Origin of the sequence: Spirillospora sp. NPDC052269 (assembly GCF_040679435.1) — a bacterium.
GTDB lineage: Bacteria > Actinomycetota > Actinomycetes > Streptosporangiales > Streptosporangiaceae > Spirillospora.
Window position 1 is genome coordinate 203,292 of sequence record NZ_JBFAUU010000001.1, and the last position, 20,238, is coordinate 223,529.

Genomic DNA, 20,238 nt, shown 5'->3' on the forward strand with positions numbered 1-20,238 from the left:
CGCACCGGGGGGACGGTCCATGCGGCCGTCCCCTTTGCATAGGGTTTCGGCATGACCACTCTCGATCTCCAGACGGACGTGACGGACCTGACGGCGGCGATCGTCGACATCGAGTCGGTGAGCGGGAACGAGAAGGCGCTCGCGGACGCCGTCGAGGCCGCGCTGCGGGCCCTTCCGCACCTGGAGGTCGTCCGGGACGGCGACTGCGTCATCGCGCGGACGGACCTCGGCCGGGACGAGCGCGTCCTGCTCGCCGGGCACCTGGACACCGTCCCGCTGAACGGGAACCTCCCGTCCCGCCGCGAGGGCGACCGGCTCTACGGCTGCGGCACGACCGACATGAAGGCCGGGGTCGCCGTCCAGCTCAAGCTGGCCGCCGCGCTGTCCGAGCCCTCCCGGGACGTGACCTACGTCTTCTACGAGTGCGAGGAGATCGAGGCCGAGCGCAACGGGCTGAAGCGGATCGCCGAGACCCGTCCCGAGCTGCTCGCCGCCGACTTCGCCGTCCTGATGGAGCCCACCGGCGGGCTCATCGAGGGCGGCTGCCAGGGCACGCTCCGCGTCGAGGTGACCGCGCGCGGGGAGCGGGCGCACAGCGCGCGCGCCTGGATGGGCTCCAACGCCATCCACGCCGCCGCCGCGATCCTCGACCGCCTGCGCGCGTACGAGCCCGCCAAGCCGGTCGTGGACGGCCTGGAGTTCCATGAGGGCCTCAACGCCGTGTTCATCAGCGGCGGCGTCGCGGGCAACGTCATCCCGGACGAGTGCGTCGTCACCGTGAACTACCGCTTCGCGCCCGACAAGTCCGTGGCGGAAGCGGAGGAGTACGTCCGAACATTTTTCGATGGCTTCGAGGTGAAGCCCGTGGACGCCGCCCCCGGCGCGCGGCCCGGTCTGGACCGTCCGGCCGCGCAGGCGTTCGTGGCCGAGACCGGCGCGGACGTGCGCGCCAAGCTCGGCTGGACCGACGTCGCGCGGTTCGACTCCCTGGGCGTCCCGGCCGTCAACTACGGGCCGGGCCACCCCACCCTCGCGCACACCAAGGACGAGTACGTCGAGCTGCCCTTGATCACCGACGCCGAGAACCGCCTGCTGGCGTGGCTAAGGTGAGGCCATGAAGCGCGAGATCCGCACCAGGAGGCAGGGACCGGCGACCCTGCGAGGCAAGGCCATCCCCCCGACGACCACCGACCAGCGGCTGCTGGACCGGCGCGGCCCCACCGACTGGGTGCACGCCGACCCGTGGCGGGTGCTGCGCATCCAGGCCGAGTTCGTGGAGGGGTTCGGGCTGCTCGCCGAGCTGCCCAAGGCCGTCTCGGTGTTCGGCAGCGCGCGGACGAAGCCGGACACCGCCGAGTACAAGCTCGGCATGGAGATCGGCGCGAAGCTGCACGAGGCGGGCTACGCGGTGATCACCGGCGGCGGCCCCGGCATCATGGAGGCCGCCAACAAGGGCTGCCACGAGGCGGGCGGCCTGTCGGTCGGGCTCGGCATCGAGCTGCCGTTCGAGCAGTCGCTCAACGACTACATCGACATCGGCGTCCAGTTCCGGTACTTCTTCGTCCGCAAGACGGTCTTCGTGAAGTACTCCCAGGCGTTCGTCGTGCTGCCCGGAGGCTACGGCACCCTGGACGAGCTGTTCGAGGCGATCACCCTCGTCCAGACCGGCAAGATCACCCGGTTCCCGATCGTGCTGGTCGGCGTGGACTACTGGGGCGGGCTGCTCGACTGGGTCAAGAAGTCGGTGCTCCCCGCCGGCAACATCTCCGCCGACGACCTGGACCTCATCCACCTCACCGACGACCCGGACGAGGCCGTCCGCGTGATCGTGGAGGCGCACGAGGAGGAGGAGCGCAAGCGCGACGAGCTCGAGGCCGTGGCCGAGACCGCCCGCCGCGCCGGGGACGCGACCTGATGGGCATCGCGGTCTGCGTGTTCTGCGCCTCGTCCACCCGCATCGACCCGGTGCACGTCGAGTTCGCCGAGCAGGTCGGGCGGGCGCTGGCGGAGCGCGGCCACACCCTGGTCAGCGGCGGCGGGCGGATCTCCTCGATGGGCGCCGTCGCGCGCGGCGCCCGCGCCGGGGGAGGCCGCACGATCGGCGTGATCCCCGAGGCGCTGCGCGACGTCGAGGTCTCCGACGAGGACAGCGACGAGCTGGTCATCACCCCCGACATGCGGTCCCGCAAGGGCGAGATGGACCGGCGCAGCGACGCCTTCCTGGTACTCCCCGGCGGCATCGGCACGCTGGAGGAGCTGTTCGAGATCTGGACCTCCCGGACGCTCGGCATGCACGACAAGCCCCTCGTCGTCCTCGACCCGCTCGGCGTCTACGCGCCGCTGCGCGAGCTGGCCGAGAACCTGACCGAGCTGGGTTTCGCCCGGCCGAAGATCTTCGACGCGATCGGCTGGACGGCCGATCTCGACGAGGCCATGGACCTGCTCGAACGGTCCCGCCCCCGGATCGAGGCCACCCCGGAGGACTTCTCCGAGGCACAGCCGTAAGGGCCGGGCCCCGCCCTCCGGAATGCGTCCCGGAGGGCGCGGGACGGGACCGGGGATGCGGGGCTGCCCGCACGGAGGCGTCCGGCATGGCACGATCGTCCTGCGGGACGAACAGACAGACGGGAGCAAGACCGTGGTGATGGTGGTCCTCGTACTGGCGGGCGTCGCCGTGCTGGGCGCCGTCGTCGTGCTCGCGATGGGGCGCGGCGGCGAGCTGGGCCGCACGCATCCGGACGTCCCGCCCCTGCCCCTGCTGGACGGGGCCCGGGTGACCGGGCCCGAGGTCGCGATGCTGCGGCTGCCCCGCGCGCTCTGGGGCTACCAGATGAACGTCACCGACGAGGCCCTGCACCGGCTCGCCTACGCCCTCACCGAGCGCGACACGCGGATGGCGGCGATGGAGCAGCGGATCGCCGACCTGCGCCGCCGCCTCGCGGACGAGGAGTCCCCCGACGGGCCGTCCGAGGCGTCCGGGGGCTGGCCGATGCCGGGCGAGGCGCCCGCGACGGCCGCCGACATCCCGGCTGCCGCGGGGCCCTTCGAGGACGGCCCCGGCCGCCGGGACGACGCGTCCGAGGGGTACCGGGATGGCGGCGACCGCATCCTCGGCGATGGCGGCGACGGCTCGGACTCGTTCGGGGGCGGCCTGTTCGAAGGCCGCCGCGAGCTTCTGGAGAACGAGAAGCCGCGCAAGTTCTGAGCGGCTCCCGGCGGCCGCCGGGCCGCCCGGCCGCACTCGGCGGAACCGGTTCTGTCGGTGGTATGCGGTAGAACGGGCGGGTGAATACCGCGGTCATCGGCGAGGACGGTCTGGCTCGCTGCCCCTGGGGCCTGTCGGCGCCCGAGTACGTCGCCTACCACGACGAGGAATGGGGGCGTCCCATCCGGGACGACCAGGGCCTCTACGAGCGGCTCTGCCTGGAGACGTTCCAGTCGGGGCTGAGCTGGCTGACCATCCTGCGCAAGCGCGAGGGGTTCCGCGCCGCGTTCGCGGGCTTCGACATGGAGAAGGTCGCCGCGTTCGACGAGCACGACGTCGAGCGGCTGATGGCGGACGCCGGGATCGTCCGCAACCGGATGAAGATCGACGCCACCATCAACAACGCCCGCGCCGCCCTCGAGCTGAAGGACGGCCTGGCGGAGATCATCTGGCGCTACGCCGACCCCGGGGCGGCCGTCCCGGAGACGATGGACGACGTCCCGCCGTCCACGCCCGGCTCCAAGGCCCTGTCGAAGGAGCTGAAGAAGAACGGCTTCCGCTTCGTCGGCCCCACCACGGCCTACGCCCTCATGGAGGCCTGCGGCCTGGTCGACGACCATCTGGCCGCCTGCCACCGCCGGGGCGCCTACAGCTGACCCTCAGCGCCCCGCAGACCGCACCCGGAGACCGCGCCCGGACCGGGGACGCGGTCTCCTTCGTCACGGCGCTCTCCTCCGGCTCAGCGCCTTCGGCTCAGCGGCCCTCGAATCAGCGGCCCTCGAAGGTCGGCTGCTCTTTCTTGAGGAACGCCTCGGTGGCGTTCTTGTGGTCGGCGGTCTCGGCGAGGGCGTCCTGGAGCTCGGCCTCGCGTTCGAGCGCGGACGGCAGGTCGTGCGAGGCCGCGTGGACGAGCGCGGTCTTGATCGCGGCGTACGCGACCGTCGGGCCGGACGCGAGGGTCCGGGCCAGCTCGGTCGCGGCGGGCAGCACGTCCTCCGGCGGGACGACCCGGTTCACCAGGCCGAGGGCGAGCGCGTCCGGGGCGCGCAGGGGCTCGGCGAGCATGATCAGCTCGGTGGCCCTCGCACGGCCCACCAGGCGCTGCAGCGTCCACGACAGGCCGCTGTCCGGGCCCAGGCCGATCTTGCTGAACGCGGTGGCGAAGGACGCCTTCTCCGAGGCCACCACCAGGTCGCAGGCCAGGACGAGGGACATCCCGGCCCCGACGGCCATGCCGTTCACGGCCGCGACCACCGGCTTGGGCATGCCCGTGATCGCCTCGACGGTCGGGTTGTAGTGCCGCCGCAGCGTGTCGTCCAGGCCGCGTCCGGCGGCGAGATTGTCGGCGTGCTCGCGCAGGTCCTGCCCGGCGCTGAAGGCCCGTCCGGAGCCGGTGAGCACGACGGCGCGCACCGCGGCGTCCGCGGCGGCGCGCTCGACGGCCGCCCGCAGCGCCTCCTTGGTCGCCTCCGTCAGCGCGTTCATGCCCTCGGGACGGTCGAGTGTGATCGTCGCCACACCCTCGTCCACCTCGTACCGCACCGGTTCCGTCGTCGCGTCGGACATCCTCGTCCTCACAATCTGCTCACGGTCTCGCCTCCGCCACCCTCGACGACCACTGCCCCGGAGGGCAAGCCCCCAACCGCTTCCGGCGAGGTCCGCGTCGTCCGTGGCGAGGGGCCGTTCGGGGACTTTCGCGACGCCCTTCGGGCCCCCTCCGGACGGGCCCCCGAATCCCGGACGAATGGGTTGGTAGGTAGCGCCCCAAAAGGGGATTTTTTGGGGCGAGTCCCGCGATCTGGAGGCTGATCGTTACCACTTCGCGCTCGGAAGGCGAGATAATGGACCACTACCACTGATGACGCGGATGCACAGGCGGCCAGGCGGCCAACGGTGCCCGAGAGGCCCCACGCGGTCCTGGGCAGGAAGGGGATGCACGCATGGCGGCGATGAAGCCGCGGACGGGAGACGGTCCGCTCGAAGTGACCAAGGAGGGACGCGGCATCGTCATGCGGGTCCCGCTCGAAGGCGGCGGCCGTCTCGTGGTCGAGCTCTCCGCCGACGAGGCGAAGGAACTCGGCGAGGCCCTGAAGCAGGTCGTGGGCTGACCTCCTGCTCGCTTCGGCGTTGACGGCGGGCCCCGGTGGTGACGCCGGGGCCTTCGCCGTTCTCGGGGGCGCGGCTCCCGGGTAGACCCCTCAGCAGCCGGCCAGCACGGCTGGCTCCAGCACAAGCACAGCGGTACGGCTCAGCACAGCAGCACAGCCCGGGGGCTCCGGCTCCACGGGCTCCAGCACAGGGGGAAGCGTCCAGCATGCCCATCCAGACCAGCGTCGCGACCGCCGGCGGGACCGTCACGCAGGCCGTGACCGAACTCGACGCCGAACTGGCCGCGATCCCCGTCCGGCGGGGCCCGGTCGCGCCCGCCGCCGAGATCGCCGCCGCCCTCCCGTTCGCGCTGGACGAGGTGCTCTCCCTCCACGGCGCCAAGGGCGAGCCCGGTGAGATCGTCGCCACGCCCGTCCGCGTCGGCGACAAGATCCGCGAGCTGCTGCTCTACGGCGTCGGCGACGCCACCCCCGCCGACCTGCGCAAGGCCGGTGCGGCCCTCGCCCGTCGCGCGCGCGGACGGGACAACCTCGTCGTCGGCGTCCCCGAGGGCGACCTGTCCGCGTTCGTGGTCGGCGCGCTGCTGGCGTCCTACGACTTCCGCATCGGCGAGGCTCCGAAGAAGGGCCCGCTGGGTGCCCTGACCGTCCTCACCGAGTCCGGCCCCGAGGCCGCCGCGCCGGGGATCGAGCGTGGCGCCGCCCTCGCCCGCGCCACCGGCCTCGCCCGCGACCTCGCCAACACGCCGTCCTCGGAGAAGACCCCGGCGTGGCTGGCCGACCGGGCCCGCGAACTCGCCGCCGAGAACGGCCTGACCGTCCGCGTCCGGGACGAGGGCGACCTCTCCGAGGGCGGCTTCGGCGGCCTCCTCGCCGTCGGCGCCGGCTCGCCGCTGCACCCGCCGCGCCTGATCGAGCTCACCTACGAGCCGGACGGCGCCGACCGGCACATCGTCCTGGTCGGCAAGGGCATCACGTTCGACTCCGGCGGCCTGTCGCTGAAGCCGAACGACAACATGAAGCTCATGAAGACCGACATGCAGGGCGGCGGCATCGTCATGGCCGTCATGGCCGCCCTGCGCGACCTCGGCGTCCGCGCCAAGGTCACCGGGCTGGTCGCCGCGGCCGAGAACATGCCGTCCGGGTCGTCCATGCGGCCGAGCGACGTGATCACCCACTTCGGCGGCCGGACGTCGGAGGTGCTCAACACCGACGCCGAGGGCCGGCTCGTCCTCGCCGACGCGCTCGCCTACGCCGACGCCGAGCTGGACCCCGACCTGGTCGTGGACGTCGCGACCCTCACCGGCGCCGCCAAGGTCGCCCTCGGCCTCCGCCACGGCGCCCTGTTCGCCAACGACGACGCCCTCGCCACGGCTCTCACCGAGGCCGGAGAGGCCGCCGGAGAGCCGCTCTGGCGCCTCCCGATCATCGAGGACTACCGCAGGGCCATCGAGTCCGACGTCGCGGACGTCGCCAACATCGAGCGCGGCGGCATGGGCGGCGGCTCCATCATGGCCGCGCTCTTCCTCCGCGAGTTCGTCGGCAAGCGCACCTGGGCCCACCTCGACATCGCCGGCCCGGCCCGCGCCACCGGCGACGACTTCGAGATCACCAAGGGCGCCACGGGCTTCTCCACCCGCCTCCTCCTGGAATGGCTTTCCGCGAGCTGATCGAGCCTCCGGCTCCGAGGACTCGCCTGGCGGCTCGCCCTCGGCCCGGAGGCTCGTGCGAACGCGACATCGCTTCGCGATCAAACGTGCGAGGGGCTCGCCTTCGGCGTCGCCCCTCGCACGTTTGGTAGCGCGTTCGCTGTGCGGGGTGGGGTCAGCGCGTGCGGCGGTCGATGACGGGGACCGGGTGGCGGCGGCGGATCTCCTTGACCAGGGCGGGCAGGGTGGTGTCCCAGCCGGGCTCGACGCCGAAGCACCAGCGGGTCGCCTCGGGCATACCCGGCGTCGTCTCCGGGACGTCCGCGAGGGTGAAGACGATCAGGGCGGGGCGCTCGGCGGTGCGGGCCAGCTCGACCAGCTCGTCCGTGCCGAGGAAGACCAGGTGGTCCTGTTCGCCGCGCTTGGTGCCCGCGACGCCGCGGCGCACCGCGGCGAGGGCCCTCACGTCCGTCCAGGGCAGGACGCGGTCGCGCGAGCGGGGCAGCGGCCAGCGCGCCGGACGCCGCACGCCCTCGGGCGACAGCTCCAGGACGGGACGCCTCGCCAGCGGCCCCCCGACCGCGGCCACGAAACCGCCGCCGAACGCCGCCAGCCCGACCGCGCCGAGCACGATGAAGGCGAAGCTCCCCACGCCGAACCCGCCGCGCATCAGGCCACCGGCCACGAACCCGGCCGACGCCAGCATCAGGATCCCGAACGCGACGCCGCGCCAGGCCGTCCGCCACGTCATCCCCATCCGGACCGCGAACGTCTCGGAGGCGCCGCCCAGGGCTGAGGCGCCGTCCGAGGCGTCCTCGTCCTGGACGAGGGGCTCGGGGGCGGGCGGGGGCTCCGGCGCGGGCGGTTCGACGTCGTGGGCGGTGTCGACCCATCTGGCCCTGCGGACCGGGCCGTCCTCGCTCGTGGGCGTGTCGGCGCGCGGGTCCCGGGGGGCGGGCATGGGGGTCAGTCGCGCTTGACGGCGCAGAGCAGGCCGTCGCCGACCGGGAGCAGGAGCGGGACGAGCCGCTCGTCCTCGCGGATCATATGGTGGACGTCGCGGATCGCCTCGGTCGCTGGGGCGCTGCGGTAGGCGGAGCCGGCGGTGCGCTGGTGCCAGAGGGCGTCGTCGAACGCCACGACGCCGCCGGGCCGCAGGAGCCGCAGGGCGGCGGTGAAGTACTCGGGGTACTCGGCCTTGACCGCGTCGAAGAAGACCATGTCGTAGGCGCCGTCGGTGAGGCGGGGGAGCACCTCGAGCGCGCGTCCGACGATCATGCGGGTGCGGAACGAGCCGAGGCCCGCCTCGCGGTAGGCGAGCTTGGCCAGGCGCTGGTTCTCGTGGTCGACGTCCACGCTCGTGAGGACGCCGTCCTTCGGCATCCCGCGCATCAGGGAGATCCCGGACACGCCGCAGCCCGTGCCGATCTCCACGACCGTGCGCGCGCCGATCAGCGTGGCGAGGAAGCGCAGCGCGGCGCCGCCGGCGGGACCGATCGGCGTCGCGCCGACCTCCTGGCCCCGCTGGCGGGCGTTGGCGGTCGCCTCGTCCTCGGGGAGGAACTCCTCCACGTAGGTCAGGGTGGCCTCAATGGCGTCGATGGCTGCCTCCTCGCGGGACCCCCGCCTGGCTCATGCTGGAAAGACAATATCGCTGACGGGGAACCAACTGGCGTTTCAGCACGTTCTATCTCTCGATGGCGCCCGCCCCGCAAGGGGTGGGTGTGGATCGCACGTACGGCAACCGCCCCAGCCCAGGCGCGACCGTGTCGTTCCACCTTTGAAGAGAGGAACAGCCCGGCACCATGGGAGTGGCAGCACTGACGTTCAAGAGTGCCGTCGGGGTCGGCTCCGGGAGAAGCCGGGCCGACGCGGCGGCGCGTACGCGCGACAACGCACCCGAAGCCGAGTGGGCGCCGCCGTCCTGGGACGAGGTCGTCCGGGAGCACTCGAGCCGGGTCTACCGGCTCGCCTACCGCCTGACCGGCAACCAGCACGACGCTGAGGACCTCACCCAGGAGGTCTTCGTCCGGGTGTTCCGTTCCTTGTCGAACTACACGCCCGGCACGTTCGAGGGCTGGTTGCACCGCATCACCACGAACCTGTTCCTCGACCAGGCGCGGCGCAAGCAGCGCATCCGGTTCGAGGGGCTGGCGGACGACGCCGCCGAGCGCCTCCAGGGCCGCGAGCCCACCCCGGCGCAGGCGTACGACGACCGCAACTTCGACTCCGACGTCCAGGCCGCGCTCGACGCCCTGGCCCCCGAGTACCGGGCGGCCGTGGTGCTGTGCGACATCGAGGGGCTCTCCTACGAGGAGATCTCCGCGACCCTGGATGTCAAACTGGGAACCGTGCGCAGCCGCATCCACCGGGGAAGGGCGCAGCTGCGCGCCGCGTTGGAACACCGGGCGCCCCGTCGCGGGGCAGCCGGGTCCGCCGCGGCCGGGTCCACCGCCGAACCGGTGGTGGCGGCGGTCGCGGAGGGCCGCTGACGGGTGGTCCGGCGCGCCGGGGCGCCACACCTGAATTGATCGACGAGGGAGCCGCGTGAGTTGTCTGGGGGAGCGTCTGACCGCTCTGGTCGACGGCGAGCTGGGGCATGAGGAGCGCGAGCGCGCTCTGCGCCATCTCGCGGGCTGTGCGTCGTGCCGCGCCGAGGCCGACGCGCTGCGACGCCTGAAGGCCCGGCTTCGCGGCCTGGCCACACCGCCCGACCTCTCCGCCCCCGACCGCGGTCTACCCGGCCTGCCCGACCTGTCCGCACCCGGCCTACCGGGTCTGACGACGCCCGGCTTGCCCGATCTGGCCGCATCCGGCCTGTCCGACCTCACCGGTCCCGGCTTGTCTGATCTCGCTGGTCCCGGCCTGTCCGACCTCGCCGGTTCCGGGCTGCCGGGTCGCGCGGCGCCGGGCACGCCCGGTGCGTCCACCCCTGGTCTCGGGGGCCGCGACGCGGGCGCCGACCGCGCCGCCGCCTCGTCCGCCGGTGTGCCGGACGACATGCCGACCCCCGACTTCCTCGCCCGCCTGCGCGGCCTGGGCGAGACCCTCGCCGCATCCGACGCCGCGGACGAACGGCGCGACCTCGACGGGACCGGCGAGCGGGCCAGGGCCGAAAGCGGTTTCGACGCGCGGGAGGAATCCGCTCGCCCGGCCGACGTGACTCGGCCGGACGAGCTGCCCGATCCCGGCGGGCCGTGGATCGTGCCGCCGGCGAGGAGCCGCACGCCGTGGGTCTCGCCGTCCGGAGGCACGACACGGCCCGGCAGGCCGCGTGACAACCGTCCGCCGGTCTCCGCCGGACGGGCCCGGGCCCGCAGCGCGCCCGTGGGCGCCGGGATGATGGCCGGCGCCGCGGCGATGGGGTCGGTTCCCGCCGGGCCCATGCGGGCCGGGCGCACCCACCGGCGGCGCTACCTGGCCGTCGGGGCGGCGTCGCTGTTCCTCGGGCTCGGCGTCGCGTCCTACGTGGCCGGCGGCGACCAGGACGCGCCGACCGTCACGCCCGCGTTCGACCGGTTCGCCGTCCAGCACGCGCTGACCTCGGGCGACACGCCCATCACCGACCCGCTGACCGATCCGGGCACGCTCCGGACCGCCGTTCCGTCCGCCCCGGGGCCGTGATCGGGACCGTCCGCCCGCGTCCGCGCCGTCCGCATCGGGACGGCGGGAGGCGGGGGCGTCGTGTGCTCGCGGCGCTCGGTCTCGCCGGCGCCGTCTGCGCCGGGGCGGTGCTGACCGGCGACGCGCACGCCGGCCGTCCCGCGCCGAGCGACCCGGACGCGCTGCGCCTGCTGCGCGACGCCGCCGACGCGGCGAGCTCGGTGTCCTACGAGGGCGAGCGGGTGCTCACCACCTGGGGACGGCACGGCACGCACACCTCGACCGCGGCGGTCGAGCACGCGGCGGGCGTGGACGTCCCGGTCGGCGTGTCGGAGGCCACGATCACGCTGCTCGTCCGCAACTACTCGCTGGTGCGGCGCGCCGACGGCACGATGTGCGGCCGCCCCGCCGCCGTCGTGGAGGCCCGCCGCCCGGACGGCTCGACCGCCGGCCGCTTCTGGCTCGACGACGAGACGGGCCTCATGCTGCACCGCGAGCTGCTCGACGCGGCGGGCCGCGCGGTCGTCGTGGTCGGTTTCAACCGGTTCCAGGTGGTCAAGTCGGCGGCGCTGGAGCGCACGCCGCTCCGCGGCTCGTCCGTCCGCGGGGACGATCCGGGCGACGTGGCGCCCGAGCCGTACCGGACCACGTCCGGCCGTGTGACGCCCGTCCCGTCCGAGGTGCGGCTCACGTCCGCGCAGGTCGACGAACTGCGGCAGGACGGCTGGCCGGTGCCCCGCAAGCTGCCCGGCCGGCTGGCGCTGTACGACGCGCGCCGCTCGACCGTGCCGTCCGGCGGGGAGGCGCTGCACCTCAGCTACTCCGACGGGCTGGCCGTCGTGTCGGTGTTCGTGCAGCACGGCGGGCTGAACAAGCGCCAGATGACCGGCTGGAAGCGGGACGAACTGGACGGCCGCCCCGCCTACCGCCGCGACGCCGTCCGCAACTGGGTGGTCGAGCAGCGCGGCGACTACGTCTACACGGTGCTCACGGACGCCCCGGAGAGCACGGCGTCGGCCGTCGCCGAGGCCTTCCCGGTCGTCCACACCTCCGCTTGGACGCGCGTGCGCCGCGGTTTCGGCCGTCTCATCTCCTGGGCCAACCCCTTCGACTGACGCCCGCGAGCCCTTCGACCAACCCCGCGGGGGCGTCCCACCCGAACCCCGCCAGGTTTTGGTGGCTGCCAGGGGCGCGTGGCGTTCTCGTATGACGTCCGCGGGTCCCTTCGACCAGCCGCGCGGGGTCGCCCTCCGGACCCCGCCAGGTTTATGGCCGCCAGGGCGGGAGGCGTTTTCGTGGCGCTCCCAGGCCGTGTGGGGGAGGCCGTGGCGAGGGGCTTGTGGGGTGTGTTGTGCGCGGCCGGGGTGGTGATCCTCGACAATGGGTCGGAGGCCCGGGGGAGGTTGCCCAGAGCTTTACGCTCATCACACGCCGGGTCGGCGACGATAAGCGTGGATCAGTGAGATTCATGCCCGGTAGGAGTGTGGGGATGACCGAAGACAGCCGCGGACCGGTCGAGGGGACGGAGCGGGACGACCTCGCCCCCGGCCAGGGGGACGGGCGGCAGGACGCCTCCGGATCCGGGAGCGCCGCGGGTGCCGCGGCCGAGCGGGCGAACGGCCGCGGGGGCGTCGGAGTGGACGACTCCCCGTCGCCCGGTGACCGCCCGGTGGCCGGGAGGGCCGCGCGGCCCGCGAGCGCTCCGCCGGAGACCCTGACCGACCACGACCCGGAGCAGCCCACGGACACCGTCCCCGGTGGGGACGCCGGTTCCGAGCCGTCCGCCGCCGGAGCCGAGCCGGGACGCGCCGACGCCCCGGCCGCCACGTCCGGTCCGCTTCCGACCATGACCGACGGCGACCAGGGCGGGTTCGCCCCGCCGGACTCCGCCGGTGGCGCGTCCGACGAGCCGTCCTACGGCGGTCCGGCGCAGCCCGCCCAGGGTGGCGCCCTCAGGGACGCCTACGCCGCCTCGAACCAGGAGCCCTACGGCGGCCCGACTCCGGGAGCGCCCGCGAGCGGCCAGGAGCCTTACGCGACGCCCGCCGCGGGCGGCCAGGAGCCTTACCGGACGCCCGGAGCGCCGGGCGCGGGTGGCCAGGAGCCGTACGCCGCGCAGCAGGAGCCGCTGGAGGACGGCCGGGCCCGCCCGGCGTTCGCGCCGCACGAGCAGGACCCGCGTTCCGCCGGAGTGGCGGGCCAGTACGGCTGGGGCGGGCAGGCGTCGCCCCAGCCGCCTCCGCCGGGGGCGCGTCCGCCGATGGGCGGCCCGCCGCCCGCTCCCGGAGCGCCCCGGCCGATGCCGCACCCCCCGGGTGCTCCGGGCGGCCCGGCTCCGGCCGGTCCGGCCGCGGGCGGTCCCGGTGGCACGATGCCGGGCGGGCCGGGTGGCCCCGGCGCGTTCGGCCAGCCGCCGGGCGGCCCCAACTGGGCGCCGGTGCCCTCCCCGCCGTCCGCGGGGCGCGGCGGGCCGGGCCTCGGCGCCCTGGCGCTCATCGGACTGCTGATCGCGCTGGTCGCGGGCGGTTTCGGCGCGGGCATCGTGGCGCTCGGCACCAGCGACGGCAACGGTGACGGCAGCAAGGTGAGCTTCAGCAGCGGCAACGACAACGCGCCCGTGCAGAACCGTCCGCCGGACTCGGTCGCGGGCGTCGCGCAGCGCGTCCTGCCGAGCGTCGTCATGATCCGCGTGTCCGGCGCGAACGGCGAGGACGCCGCGGGCACCGGGTTCATCGTCAGCGGCGGTTACATCATCACCAACAACCACGTGGTGTCCGGGCTGGGCGCCGGCTCGTCCATCCGCGTGGTGTTCAACGACAAGTCGTCGCTGCCCGCGACGGTCAAGGGCACCGACCCGTCCTCGGACGTGGCCGTCATCAAGCCGTCGGGCAGCCACGCGCTGCCGCCGCTGGCCCTCGGCGACTCCAACAAGCTCGCCGTCGGCGACCCGGTGATCGCGATCGGCTCGCCGCTCGGCCTCCAGGGGTCGGTGACGACCGGCATCGTGTCCTCGCTGAACCGCGCCGTCCCGACCCGGGGCGAGGGCGGCGGCGAGTCGACGGTGATGAACGCGATCCAGACGGACGCGGCGATCAACCCCGGCAACTCGGGCGGCCCGCTGGTGGACGCCAAGGGCCGCGTGATCGGGATGAACACCGCGATCCTCACCGGTGGCTCCGACCAGCAGGGTTCGATCGGGCTCGGCTTCGCCATCCCGGTGAACCAGGCCAGCCGGGTCGCCGAGGAGATCATCAACACCGGGACGGTCAAGCAGGCCAAGCTCGGCGTGCTGCCCGACCCGCAGTGGCAGGGCGGCGGCGCCAAGATCATGACCCAGGCGCAGCAGGGCACCGCCCCGGTCACCAAGGGCGGCGCGGCCGACCGCGCCGGACTCAAGCCCGGCGACGTGATCACCAAGGTCGACGGCCGTCCGATCGAGAACGCCTCCGATCTGATCGCGACGATCCGGAGCAGGGCCCCCGGCAACGTGATCAAGGTGTCCTACCTGCCCGGTGGCAAGGGCCAGGAGAAGACCGTGGACGTCACCCTCACCGCAGGCTGACGACCACCGCGACGACCGCCGGCCGGCGTCCCCACCAGGGGCCGCCGGCCGCGGCCGTCCCGGCGCCGGACACGCTCCAGGTGAAGGCCGAGGGTGAAGTCCGGGCGTCGCGGCGGCAAAGGGCGGCTGCCGGGCCGGGGAATCCCGGCTGCGGCGGTCCCGGTGCACCGGACCGCGGGAGCCGTGCTCGGCCGAGTGCGGATACGCTGGGGGATCGGACGCGGTGAAGGTGTCCGGTCCCCTTGGCACGTGTGGAGGACGGGTTGTTCGACGTAGGACTCGGCGAGATGGTCGTGCTCGTCGTACTCGCCCTGGTGATCTTCGGGGACAAGCTGCCGACCGTCGCGGGCCAGGCGGGCCGCGCGCTCCGCCAGCTCCGCCAGATGGCCGACAGCGCCAAGGCCGATCTCCAGGACGGGCTCGGGCCGGAGTTCAAGGACTTCGACATCGCCGACCTGCACCCGAAGACGTTCGTCCGCAAGCACCTGCTCGACGACCTCGACTCCGAGCCGGAGCACCGCAACGGCTCCTCCTTCGGCGACACCTCGTACGCCGCGTCCACCGCGAGCCAGCTGGAGTACGGCGAGCGTCCCCCGTACGACACCGAAGCCACCTGATCGCCGATCAAGGCGCGGTACTTCACGACGAAGACGAAGAAAGGCCCGGCCAAACGGCCGGGCCTTTTCACGTGGGGCGTCAGCGGCCCTTGGGGGAGATGCCCAGGGACATTCCGGCCAGGCCGCGGGAGCGGGCGCCGAGCTTGTCGGCGATGGAGCGCAGCTCCTTGGCGGCCTCGGCGTCCGGGTCGGACAGGACGAGCGGCTTGCCCTCGTCGCCGCCCTCGCGCAGCCGGACGTCGATCGGGACCTGGCCGAGCACCGGCACCTGGGTGCCGAGGGTGCGGGTCAGGGCGTCCGCGACGGCCGCGCCGCCGCCGGAGCCGAAGATCTCCTGACGCTCGCCGCAGTGCGCGCAGGTCAGGTAGGACATGTTCTCGATCACGCCGGCGACCTGCTGGTGGGTCTGCGCGGCGATCGCGCCGGCGCGCTCGGCGACCTCGGCGGCGGCCTGCTGCGGCGTGGTCACGACCAGGATCTCCGCGGACGGCAGCAGCTGCGCGACCGAGATCGCGATGTCGCCGGTGCCGGGCGGCAGGTCCATCAGCAGGACGTCCAGGTCGCCCCAGTACACGTCCGAGAGGAACTGCTGGAGCGCGCGGTGCAGCATCGGCCCGCGCCACACGACCGGCTGGTTCCCGGCGGTGAACATGCCGACCGAGATGACCTTCACGTCGTGGGCGGTCGGGGGCATGATCATGTCCTCGACCTTGGTGGGCGAGTGCTCGACGCCGAGCATGCGCGGGATCGAGTGGCCGTAGATGTCGGCGTCGACGACGCCGACCTTGCGGCCCTGGGCGGCGAGGGCCGCCGCCAGGTTCACCGTGACCGAGGACTTGCCGACGCCGCCCTTGCCGGACGCCACCGCGTACACCTTGGTCAGCGAGTTCGGCTTGGCGAAGGGGATCTCCTTCGCCGACTCGTCGGGGCGGAGCTGGGAGCGCAGGGCCTTGCGCTGCTCGTCGCTCATGACGTCCAGTTCGACCTGGACGGACGCGACCCCGTCGAGTTTCGAGACGGCCTCGGTGACGCTCTTGGTGAGGGTGTCCTTCATGGGACAGCCGGCAATGGTCAGGAAGATGCCGACGCGCACGGAGCCGTCCGCGGCGATGTCGACGCTCTTGACCATGCCGAGCTCGGTGATGGGTTTGCGGATCTCAGGGTCGTTCACCGTGGCGAGAGCCGCGGTCACCTGCTCGGTCGTCAATGGGGAGGCCATACCCCCCATGCTACGAAGTCCATACCACCCCTCGCGAATCCCGGGGTGTGACTCGTGTCGCCGCAGGTCAAGGCCCCAAAAGTTGGCTAGGTCACAGGGGTGGTCGGGCGTACCCTGGGGGACGTGACAGTGCCGTCCGCCGCTACGGCGGCCCCGCAGCAGCCCGTCCAGCCGTCCACCGGCGCGCCGGACGGGCCGATGAGCCCCGCCGAGCTGACCGTCTGGCGGACGATGCTGCGCGCGCAGGCGAAGATCTCCCGGCGGCTGCAGGCGGACCTGCTCGCCGATCACGATCTCGCGCTCGCCTCCTACGACGTGCTCCTGCACCTGGGCGAGGCCGAGGACGGCCGGCTCCGCATGAACGATCTCGCCGACCGCGTCCTGCTGTCCCGCAGCGGCCTGACCCGCCTGGTCGACCGGCTCCAGCGGGACGGCCTGGTCTGCCGCGAGACGTGCAGCAGCGACGCGCGCGGCCTCTTCGCCGTCCTCACCCCGTCCGGCCGCACCCGCCTCTCCGAGGCGACCCCGACCTACCAGCGGGGCGTCCGCGAGTACGTCCTGGGCCGCCTGGACGAGAACGACCTGCGCGTCTTCGGCGCCATCCTCAACCGCCTCGCCGCCGACTGACCGCCCCCGCCCCCGAGGACGACACCGCCCGCGGATGATCTCTGGGCCGCCTACTGTGCCTGCCCGGTCCTGTCCGCGGCGCTGAGCAGCTGGAGATCGTCCTCGGTGAGCCGGATGTCCCCGGCCGCGACGTTCTCGGCCAGGTGCCGGAGGTCTCCGGTGCCCGGGATCATGAGAACGTGCGCGCCCTGGTGGAGCGTCCAGGCGAGGCGGACCTGCGCCGGGGTGACCTCGTGCGCACGCGCGACCGCCAGCACTTCCGGGCCGTCCTCGCCCTCGGCCGCTCCGGCCTCCCGCCGCGTCCCGGCGAGTGAGTAGAACGGCACGAACGCGATCCCCAGCTCGCCGCACAGCCGCAGCATCTCCCGCTGCTCGGCGAACGCGCCGAACCCGAACGGGTTCTGGACGCACACGACCGGCGCGATCGCCCGAGCCGTCACCAGATGCTCCGGCCGCACGTTGGACAGCCCCAGATTCCGGATGAGCCCGGCGTCCCGCATCTCCGCCAGCGCTCCGAACCGCTCGGCGAACTGGTCATCCCGGACAATCCTCAGGTTTACAACATCAAGGTGGTCGGTCCCCAGCTGCCGCAGGTTCTCCTCGACCTGCCCACGCAGCGCACCGGGTGTCATGGCATGCGTGCCCCACTCTCCATTGGCATCGCGCATGGGGCCGACCTTGGTCGCGATGACCAGTTCGTCCCGGTGGGGCGACAGTGCGCTGTTGATCAGCTCGTTCGCCGACAGCAGCGGCGAGAAATAGAACGCTGCCGTGTCGATGTGGTTGACCCCCAACTCGACGGCCCGCCGGAGCACGGCGACCGCCTGCCCCCGATCCCGCGGCACCGCGTCCGGGATCAGCGCCTTCCCCGTCTGAGGAAGCCGCATCGTCCCGAACCCGACCCGCCGAACCTCCACGTCCCCCAGCGTCCAGACCCCGGCACCCGCCGCCTCGATCACATCAGTCGTCATGCCCCAAACCCTCCCGCCCCGGCCGCCCAACCCCCAAACCTTCGCCCCCACGCGAAACGATCACCGGGCGCGGGCCGGGGCGGCGCGTCGAGTTCGGGGTAGGTTCCCGGCCGAGATCGTTTTGTTGGGCGGAAGGAGCGCCGGTCATGGGCGCAGGTGGGGACGGGGCGGGCGGGGGGTTCTCGGCCGAGGAGCGGGCCGCGATGAAGGAGCACGCCGCCGAGCTGAGGAAGGAGGCCCGGCGGAACGCGCGGGAGTCGAAGGCTGCGGAGAAGGCGGCCGAGGCGGAGCAGGACGTCCTCACGAAGATCGCCGAGATGCCGGACGAGGACCGCGCCCTCGCCGAGCGGCTGCACAAGATCATCAAGGACGTCGCGCCGTCCCTCGCGCCGCGGACCTGGTACGGGATGCCCGCCTACGCCAAGGACGGCAAGGTGCTCTGCTTCTTCCAGGCCGCCGACAAGTTCAAGGCCCGGTACGCGACGTTCGGGTTCAACGACGTGGCGTCCCTGGACGACGGCGAGATGTGGCCGACCGCCTTCGCGCTGACCGGCCTGACGCCCGAGATCGAAGCTCGGATCTCCGAGCTCGTGACCCGCGCCGTGGGCTGACCTCGCTCGGCGAGTCGCAGGCCCTCCTCGTGGCGACGTCCACGGGAGGGCTTCCGCGTTCCTGGAGTGTTCGCGGCGGGGCGCGTGCGGCTGGAGGGGTCGGGTTGGCTCACCCTGGGGTTTTGCCTGGTCAGGGGGCGGGAAGTACGTCAGTCACCGACTGCGACGAGCGATGACTTTGAGTGTCCGGGGGCGGATCGGCGCGTCACGTTGGACGTCACGAAAGGGAGAATCGTCATGTCAGCAAAGCGTTGTCGCACCGCCCTCGCCTGGACGACCCTCGGGGTCGCCGTGAGCCTGGTCGGCGTTCGTCCGGCGCTCGCGGAGACATCGCCGCCGACCGACGCCGGGGGCTCCTCGACCGCTTCCTCGACCACGAGGGTCTACGACGCCCGGCACGTCAACGGCGCCCTGAGCGTTCACGGGGTCGTCTACGTCGACTGGCGGCCCGACTTCGTCGAGCCCGACGCCACCGACAGGACGCGTGACGTGCGGTGCGCACCTGGAGAACTGAGCGTCCCGTCCGGCGTGGCGGCCCACCTTCCCAACGGAGGCAAGGGGCCCGTCTGCGTCGACATCGATGTGAGCGTGCCCTGGAGGGGCAGGCCCGTCTACAAGTGCGGCACCGTCAGCATCAATGGGCAGAGCCGCCCGATAGACGGCACGGCCGGTGGCCACTGCAACCTGAACGGCTCACTCTTCGACCGCAAGACCGGCCGCTTCACCGTCGTCTCCCCCTACAGCGCCAGGGGACCGCGCTAGCCGCCGAACAGCCTCAAGGACATGAGCCGACGGACTCCAGGTCCGTCGGCTCACGGACGCCGTCGTGGCGTGAGGGACCAGGCGCGTACCCAGGTGTCGTCGTGGACGGTGACCAGCGTGCGGCCGTCGGGAGTGAAGGCCGCCGCGAGGTGGTCCTTGGGGCGCGTCCACAGGGTGTGGTTGTCGGCGTCCAGGACGGTCGCGTGCTCGTCGTCCTCGACCAGGATGCGCAACCCGTTCGGGGACCAGTGCATGGCCGTGCACGTCGTTCCTTCGCCGAGCTGAATCCCGGGTGATGCGCCGTCCCGGAGCTGGACCACTTGGACGACCCCATCGCCGCCGACCGCGACCGCGCCCGCATCAGGTGAGTAGGCGAGAACGCGGGCTCCGGGCACTTCGCTGGGGTGCCGGTGCGCGACCGCACCCGAAGGCAGGTCCTGGACGACGATCTCGTCGTCCAGGCCGATGTGGGCGAGGGTCTCCCCAGTTTGATCGAGGATGGCGCCGCCCCGGATCGGGACGTCTGCCGCGTAGACGACTTCTCCCGTCGAGGCCTCGGCCACGACGATGCGCTCGGTGGGGGTTTCGATGGGCTCTGGTGTCCAGGGGCTGCCGCCCGTCGCGACGACCGATCGGCCGTCGCCGCTGAACGCGATGTGAGTGAACAGCCCTGTGGGACGCACGTCCTCTGTCTGCCCTCGTCGGGGCACATGTCCCCAGGCAGGGCCCGGTTCCGCGGACCACGCCATGGACATGTCGGCCGTCCGCCAGACGATCGCCTTCATGTCGGTCGAGGTGGCGACCGCGACCAGCGAGCCGTCGGGAGAGAACGCGATCTGCTCGCCGTCGCCGATGAAGGGCCGGCCTTCGTCCAGTTCCCGCCAGTGCCAGGCACTGGACGCGACGTCGAAGAAGCACGCCTGGCCGCTCTCGCTGTTGCCCTGGGACGAAGTGGTGAGCGCGAACCGGCTCAGATCCGAGGACGCCGCGACGGCGTGAACCCCCGAGCCGAAGTCGGGCTGATCGTCGGTGTCGACGTCCTCGACGCCATGGGCGTCGGGATCGTCCAGCCAGTCCGGATCGACGTAGAGGACACGATGGTCGGACAACGCGGCATCCGTCATGAGCGAAATGCTCGCACGCCCCACGGACGAAAGGACCTCGCTCCGCTCGGGCCGCCTCATCGGGGCTCCGCCCCAAACCCCAAGGCCAGAGGCTCCGCCCCCAGCCCAATATCGACGCATGGGTGGACGTCGTCGGAACCGGAGTTTCCCGTCGTTGACGACCTCGGCCACGACATGCAG

The 20,238-nt window shown here is 73.0% G+C and carries 21 protein-coding genes; 15 read left to right on the top strand and 6 right to left on the bottom strand.

Features of this window, described 5'->3' with window-relative positions:
- Positions 1–51 precede the first annotated feature (51 nt).
- The 5 genes from dapE (at position 52) to AB0L06_RS01015 (ending at position 3,861) form a co-directional block, all read left to right on the top strand.
- Positions 52–1,110, top strand: a complete 1,059-nt coding sequence (gene dapE / locus AB0L06_RS00995) for a succinyl-diaminopimelate desuccinylase (protein WP_500228836.1) — start codon at positions 52–54, stop codon at positions 1,108–1,110.
- 4 nt (positions 1,111–1,114) lie between these two features.
- On the top strand, positions 1,115–1,915 hold the full coding sequence (locus AB0L06_RS01000) for an LOG family protein (RefSeq protein WP_500228837.1): 801 nt from the start codon (positions 1,115–1,117) through the stop codon (positions 1,913–1,915).
- The gene (locus AB0L06_RS01005) at positions 1,915–2,505 is read left to right on the top strand and encodes an LOG family protein (protein WP_500228838.1); all 591 of its coding nucleotides are present in this window, start codon (positions 1,915–1,917) and stop codon (positions 2,503–2,505) included. The genes AB0L06_RS01000 and AB0L06_RS01005 overlap by 1 nt, the downstream gene beginning before the upstream one ends.
- Positions 2,506–2,638: 133 nt before the next feature.
- Entirely contained in the window at positions 2,639–3,205 is a 567-nt protein-coding gene (locus AB0L06_RS01010; RefSeq protein ID WP_500228839.1) for a hypothetical protein, read from the top strand.
- An 80-nt stretch (positions 3,206–3,285) separates the two neighbouring features.
- Positions 3,286–3,861 (top strand): DNA-3-methyladenine glycosylase I, encoded by a 576-nt coding sequence (locus tag AB0L06_RS01015; protein WP_500228840.1) that lies wholly within the window; start codon positions 3,286–3,288, stop codon positions 3,859–3,861.
- 112 nt (positions 3,862–3,973) lie between these two features.
- Here AB0L06_RS01015 and AB0L06_RS01020 read toward each other — a convergent pair whose 3' ends face one another.
- A complete protein-coding gene (locus AB0L06_RS01020; RefSeq protein WP_500228841.1) occupies positions 3,974–4,771 on the bottom strand; it encodes an enoyl-CoA hydratase/isomerase family protein in 798 nt (265 codons plus the stop codon).
- 374 nt (positions 4,772–5,145) lie between these two features.
- Between AB0L06_RS01020 and AB0L06_RS01025 the strand changes: the two genes are divergently transcribed.
- On the top strand, positions 5,146–5,313 hold the full coding sequence (locus AB0L06_RS01025) for a DUF3117 domain-containing protein (RefSeq protein WP_083952185.1): 168 nt from the start codon (positions 5,146–5,148) through the stop codon (positions 5,311–5,313).
- Between the two features lie 206 nt (positions 5,314–5,519).
- Entirely contained in the window at positions 5,520–6,983 is a 1,464-nt protein-coding gene (locus AB0L06_RS01030) for a leucyl aminopeptidase (RefSeq protein ID WP_500228842.1), read from the top strand.
- Between the two features lie 154 nt (positions 6,984–7,137).
- Here the strand turns inward: AB0L06_RS01030 and AB0L06_RS01035 are convergent, their stop codons facing one another.
- Together AB0L06_RS01035 and AB0L06_RS01040 are read right to left on the bottom strand one after the other, a co-directional pair.
- Positions 7,138–7,923: a hypothetical protein gene (locus AB0L06_RS01035; protein ID WP_500228843.1), complete on the bottom strand. Its 786-nt coding sequence runs from the start codon at positions 7,921–7,923 to the stop codon at positions 7,138–7,140.
- Between the two features lie 5 nt (positions 7,924–7,928).
- On the bottom strand, positions 7,929–8,534 hold the full coding sequence (locus AB0L06_RS01040; protein ID WP_500228844.1) for an O-methyltransferase: 606 nt from the start codon (positions 8,532–8,534) through the stop codon (positions 7,929–7,931).
- A 233-nt stretch (positions 8,535–8,767) separates the two neighbouring features.
- On the opposite strand from AB0L06_RS01040, the gene sigE reads away from it, so the two are divergent.
- The 5 genes from sigE (at position 8,768) to AB0L06_RS01065 (ending at position 14,744) form a co-directional block, all read left to right on the top strand.
- On the top strand, positions 8,768–9,454 hold the full coding sequence (gene sigE / locus AB0L06_RS01045; protein WP_500228845.1) for an RNA polymerase sigma factor SigE: 687 nt from the start codon (positions 8,768–8,770) through the stop codon (positions 9,452–9,454).
- A 55-nt stretch (positions 9,455–9,509) separates the two neighbouring features.
- Complete coding sequence (locus AB0L06_RS01050) at positions 9,510–10,586, top strand: zf-HC2 domain-containing protein (RefSeq protein WP_500228846.1); 1,077 nt, start codon at positions 9,510–9,512, stop codon at positions 10,584–10,586.
- Positions 10,583–11,680, top strand: coding sequence for a hypothetical protein (locus tag AB0L06_RS01055; protein WP_500228847.1), 1,098 nt, complete (start codon positions 10,583–10,585; stop codon positions 11,678–11,680). Before AB0L06_RS01050 ends, AB0L06_RS01055 begins: the two co-directional genes overlap by 4 nt.
- Positions 11,681–12,054: 374 nt before the next feature.
- Positions 12,055–14,127: a S1C family serine protease gene (locus AB0L06_RS01060; RefSeq protein WP_500228848.1), complete on the top strand. Its 2,073-nt coding sequence runs from the start codon at positions 12,055–12,057 to the stop codon at positions 14,125–14,127.
- Between the two features lie 263 nt (positions 14,128–14,390).
- Entirely contained in the window at positions 14,391–14,744 is a 354-nt protein-coding gene (locus AB0L06_RS01065; protein ID WP_500229289.1) for a sec-independent translocase, read from the top strand.
- 79 nt (positions 14,745–14,823) lie between these two features.
- Here AB0L06_RS01065 and AB0L06_RS01070 read toward each other — a convergent pair whose 3' ends face one another.
- On the bottom strand, positions 14,824–15,963 hold the full coding sequence (locus tag AB0L06_RS01070; protein ID WP_500228849.1) for an Mrp/NBP35 family ATP-binding protein: 1,140 nt from the start codon (positions 15,961–15,963) through the stop codon (positions 14,824–14,826).
- A gap of 123 nt (positions 15,964–16,086) precedes the next feature.
- Here AB0L06_RS01070 and AB0L06_RS01075 point away from each other — a divergent pair, with 123 nt between their 5' ends.
- Complete coding sequence (locus AB0L06_RS01075; RefSeq protein WP_500228850.1) at positions 16,087–16,590, top strand: MarR family winged helix-turn-helix transcriptional regulator; 504 nt, start codon at positions 16,087–16,089, stop codon at positions 16,588–16,590.
- A 50-nt stretch (positions 16,591–16,640) separates the two neighbouring features.
- Here AB0L06_RS01075 and AB0L06_RS01080 read toward each other — a convergent pair whose 3' ends face one another.
- On the bottom strand, positions 16,641–17,561 hold the full coding sequence (locus AB0L06_RS01080) for an aldo/keto reductase (protein WP_500228851.1): 921 nt from the start codon (positions 17,559–17,561) through the stop codon (positions 16,641–16,643).
- A gap of 146 nt (positions 17,562–17,707) precedes the next feature.
- Between AB0L06_RS01080 and AB0L06_RS01085 the strand changes: the two genes are divergently transcribed.
- Together AB0L06_RS01085 and AB0L06_RS01090 are read left to right on the top strand one after the other, a co-directional pair.
- Positions 17,708–18,172, top strand: a complete 465-nt coding sequence (locus AB0L06_RS01085; protein WP_500228852.1) for an iron chaperone — start codon at positions 17,708–17,710, stop codon at positions 18,170–18,172.
- Between the two features lie 237 nt (positions 18,173–18,409).
- Positions 18,410–18,934 carry a hypothetical protein gene (locus AB0L06_RS01090; RefSeq protein ID WP_500228853.1) on the top strand — a complete coding sequence of 175 codons (525 nt, stop codon included), beginning with the start codon at positions 18,410–18,412 and terminating at the stop codon, positions 18,932–18,934.
- 50 nt (positions 18,935–18,984) lie between these two features.
- Here the strand turns inward: AB0L06_RS01090 and AB0L06_RS01095 are convergent, their stop codons facing one another.
- The gene (locus tag AB0L06_RS01095) at positions 18,985–20,058 is read right to left on the bottom strand and encodes a WD40 repeat domain-containing protein (RefSeq protein ID WP_500228854.1); all 1,074 of its coding nucleotides are present in this window, start codon (positions 20,056–20,058) and stop codon (positions 18,985–18,987) included.
- Between the last annotated feature and the right edge of the window lie 180 nt (positions 20,059–20,238).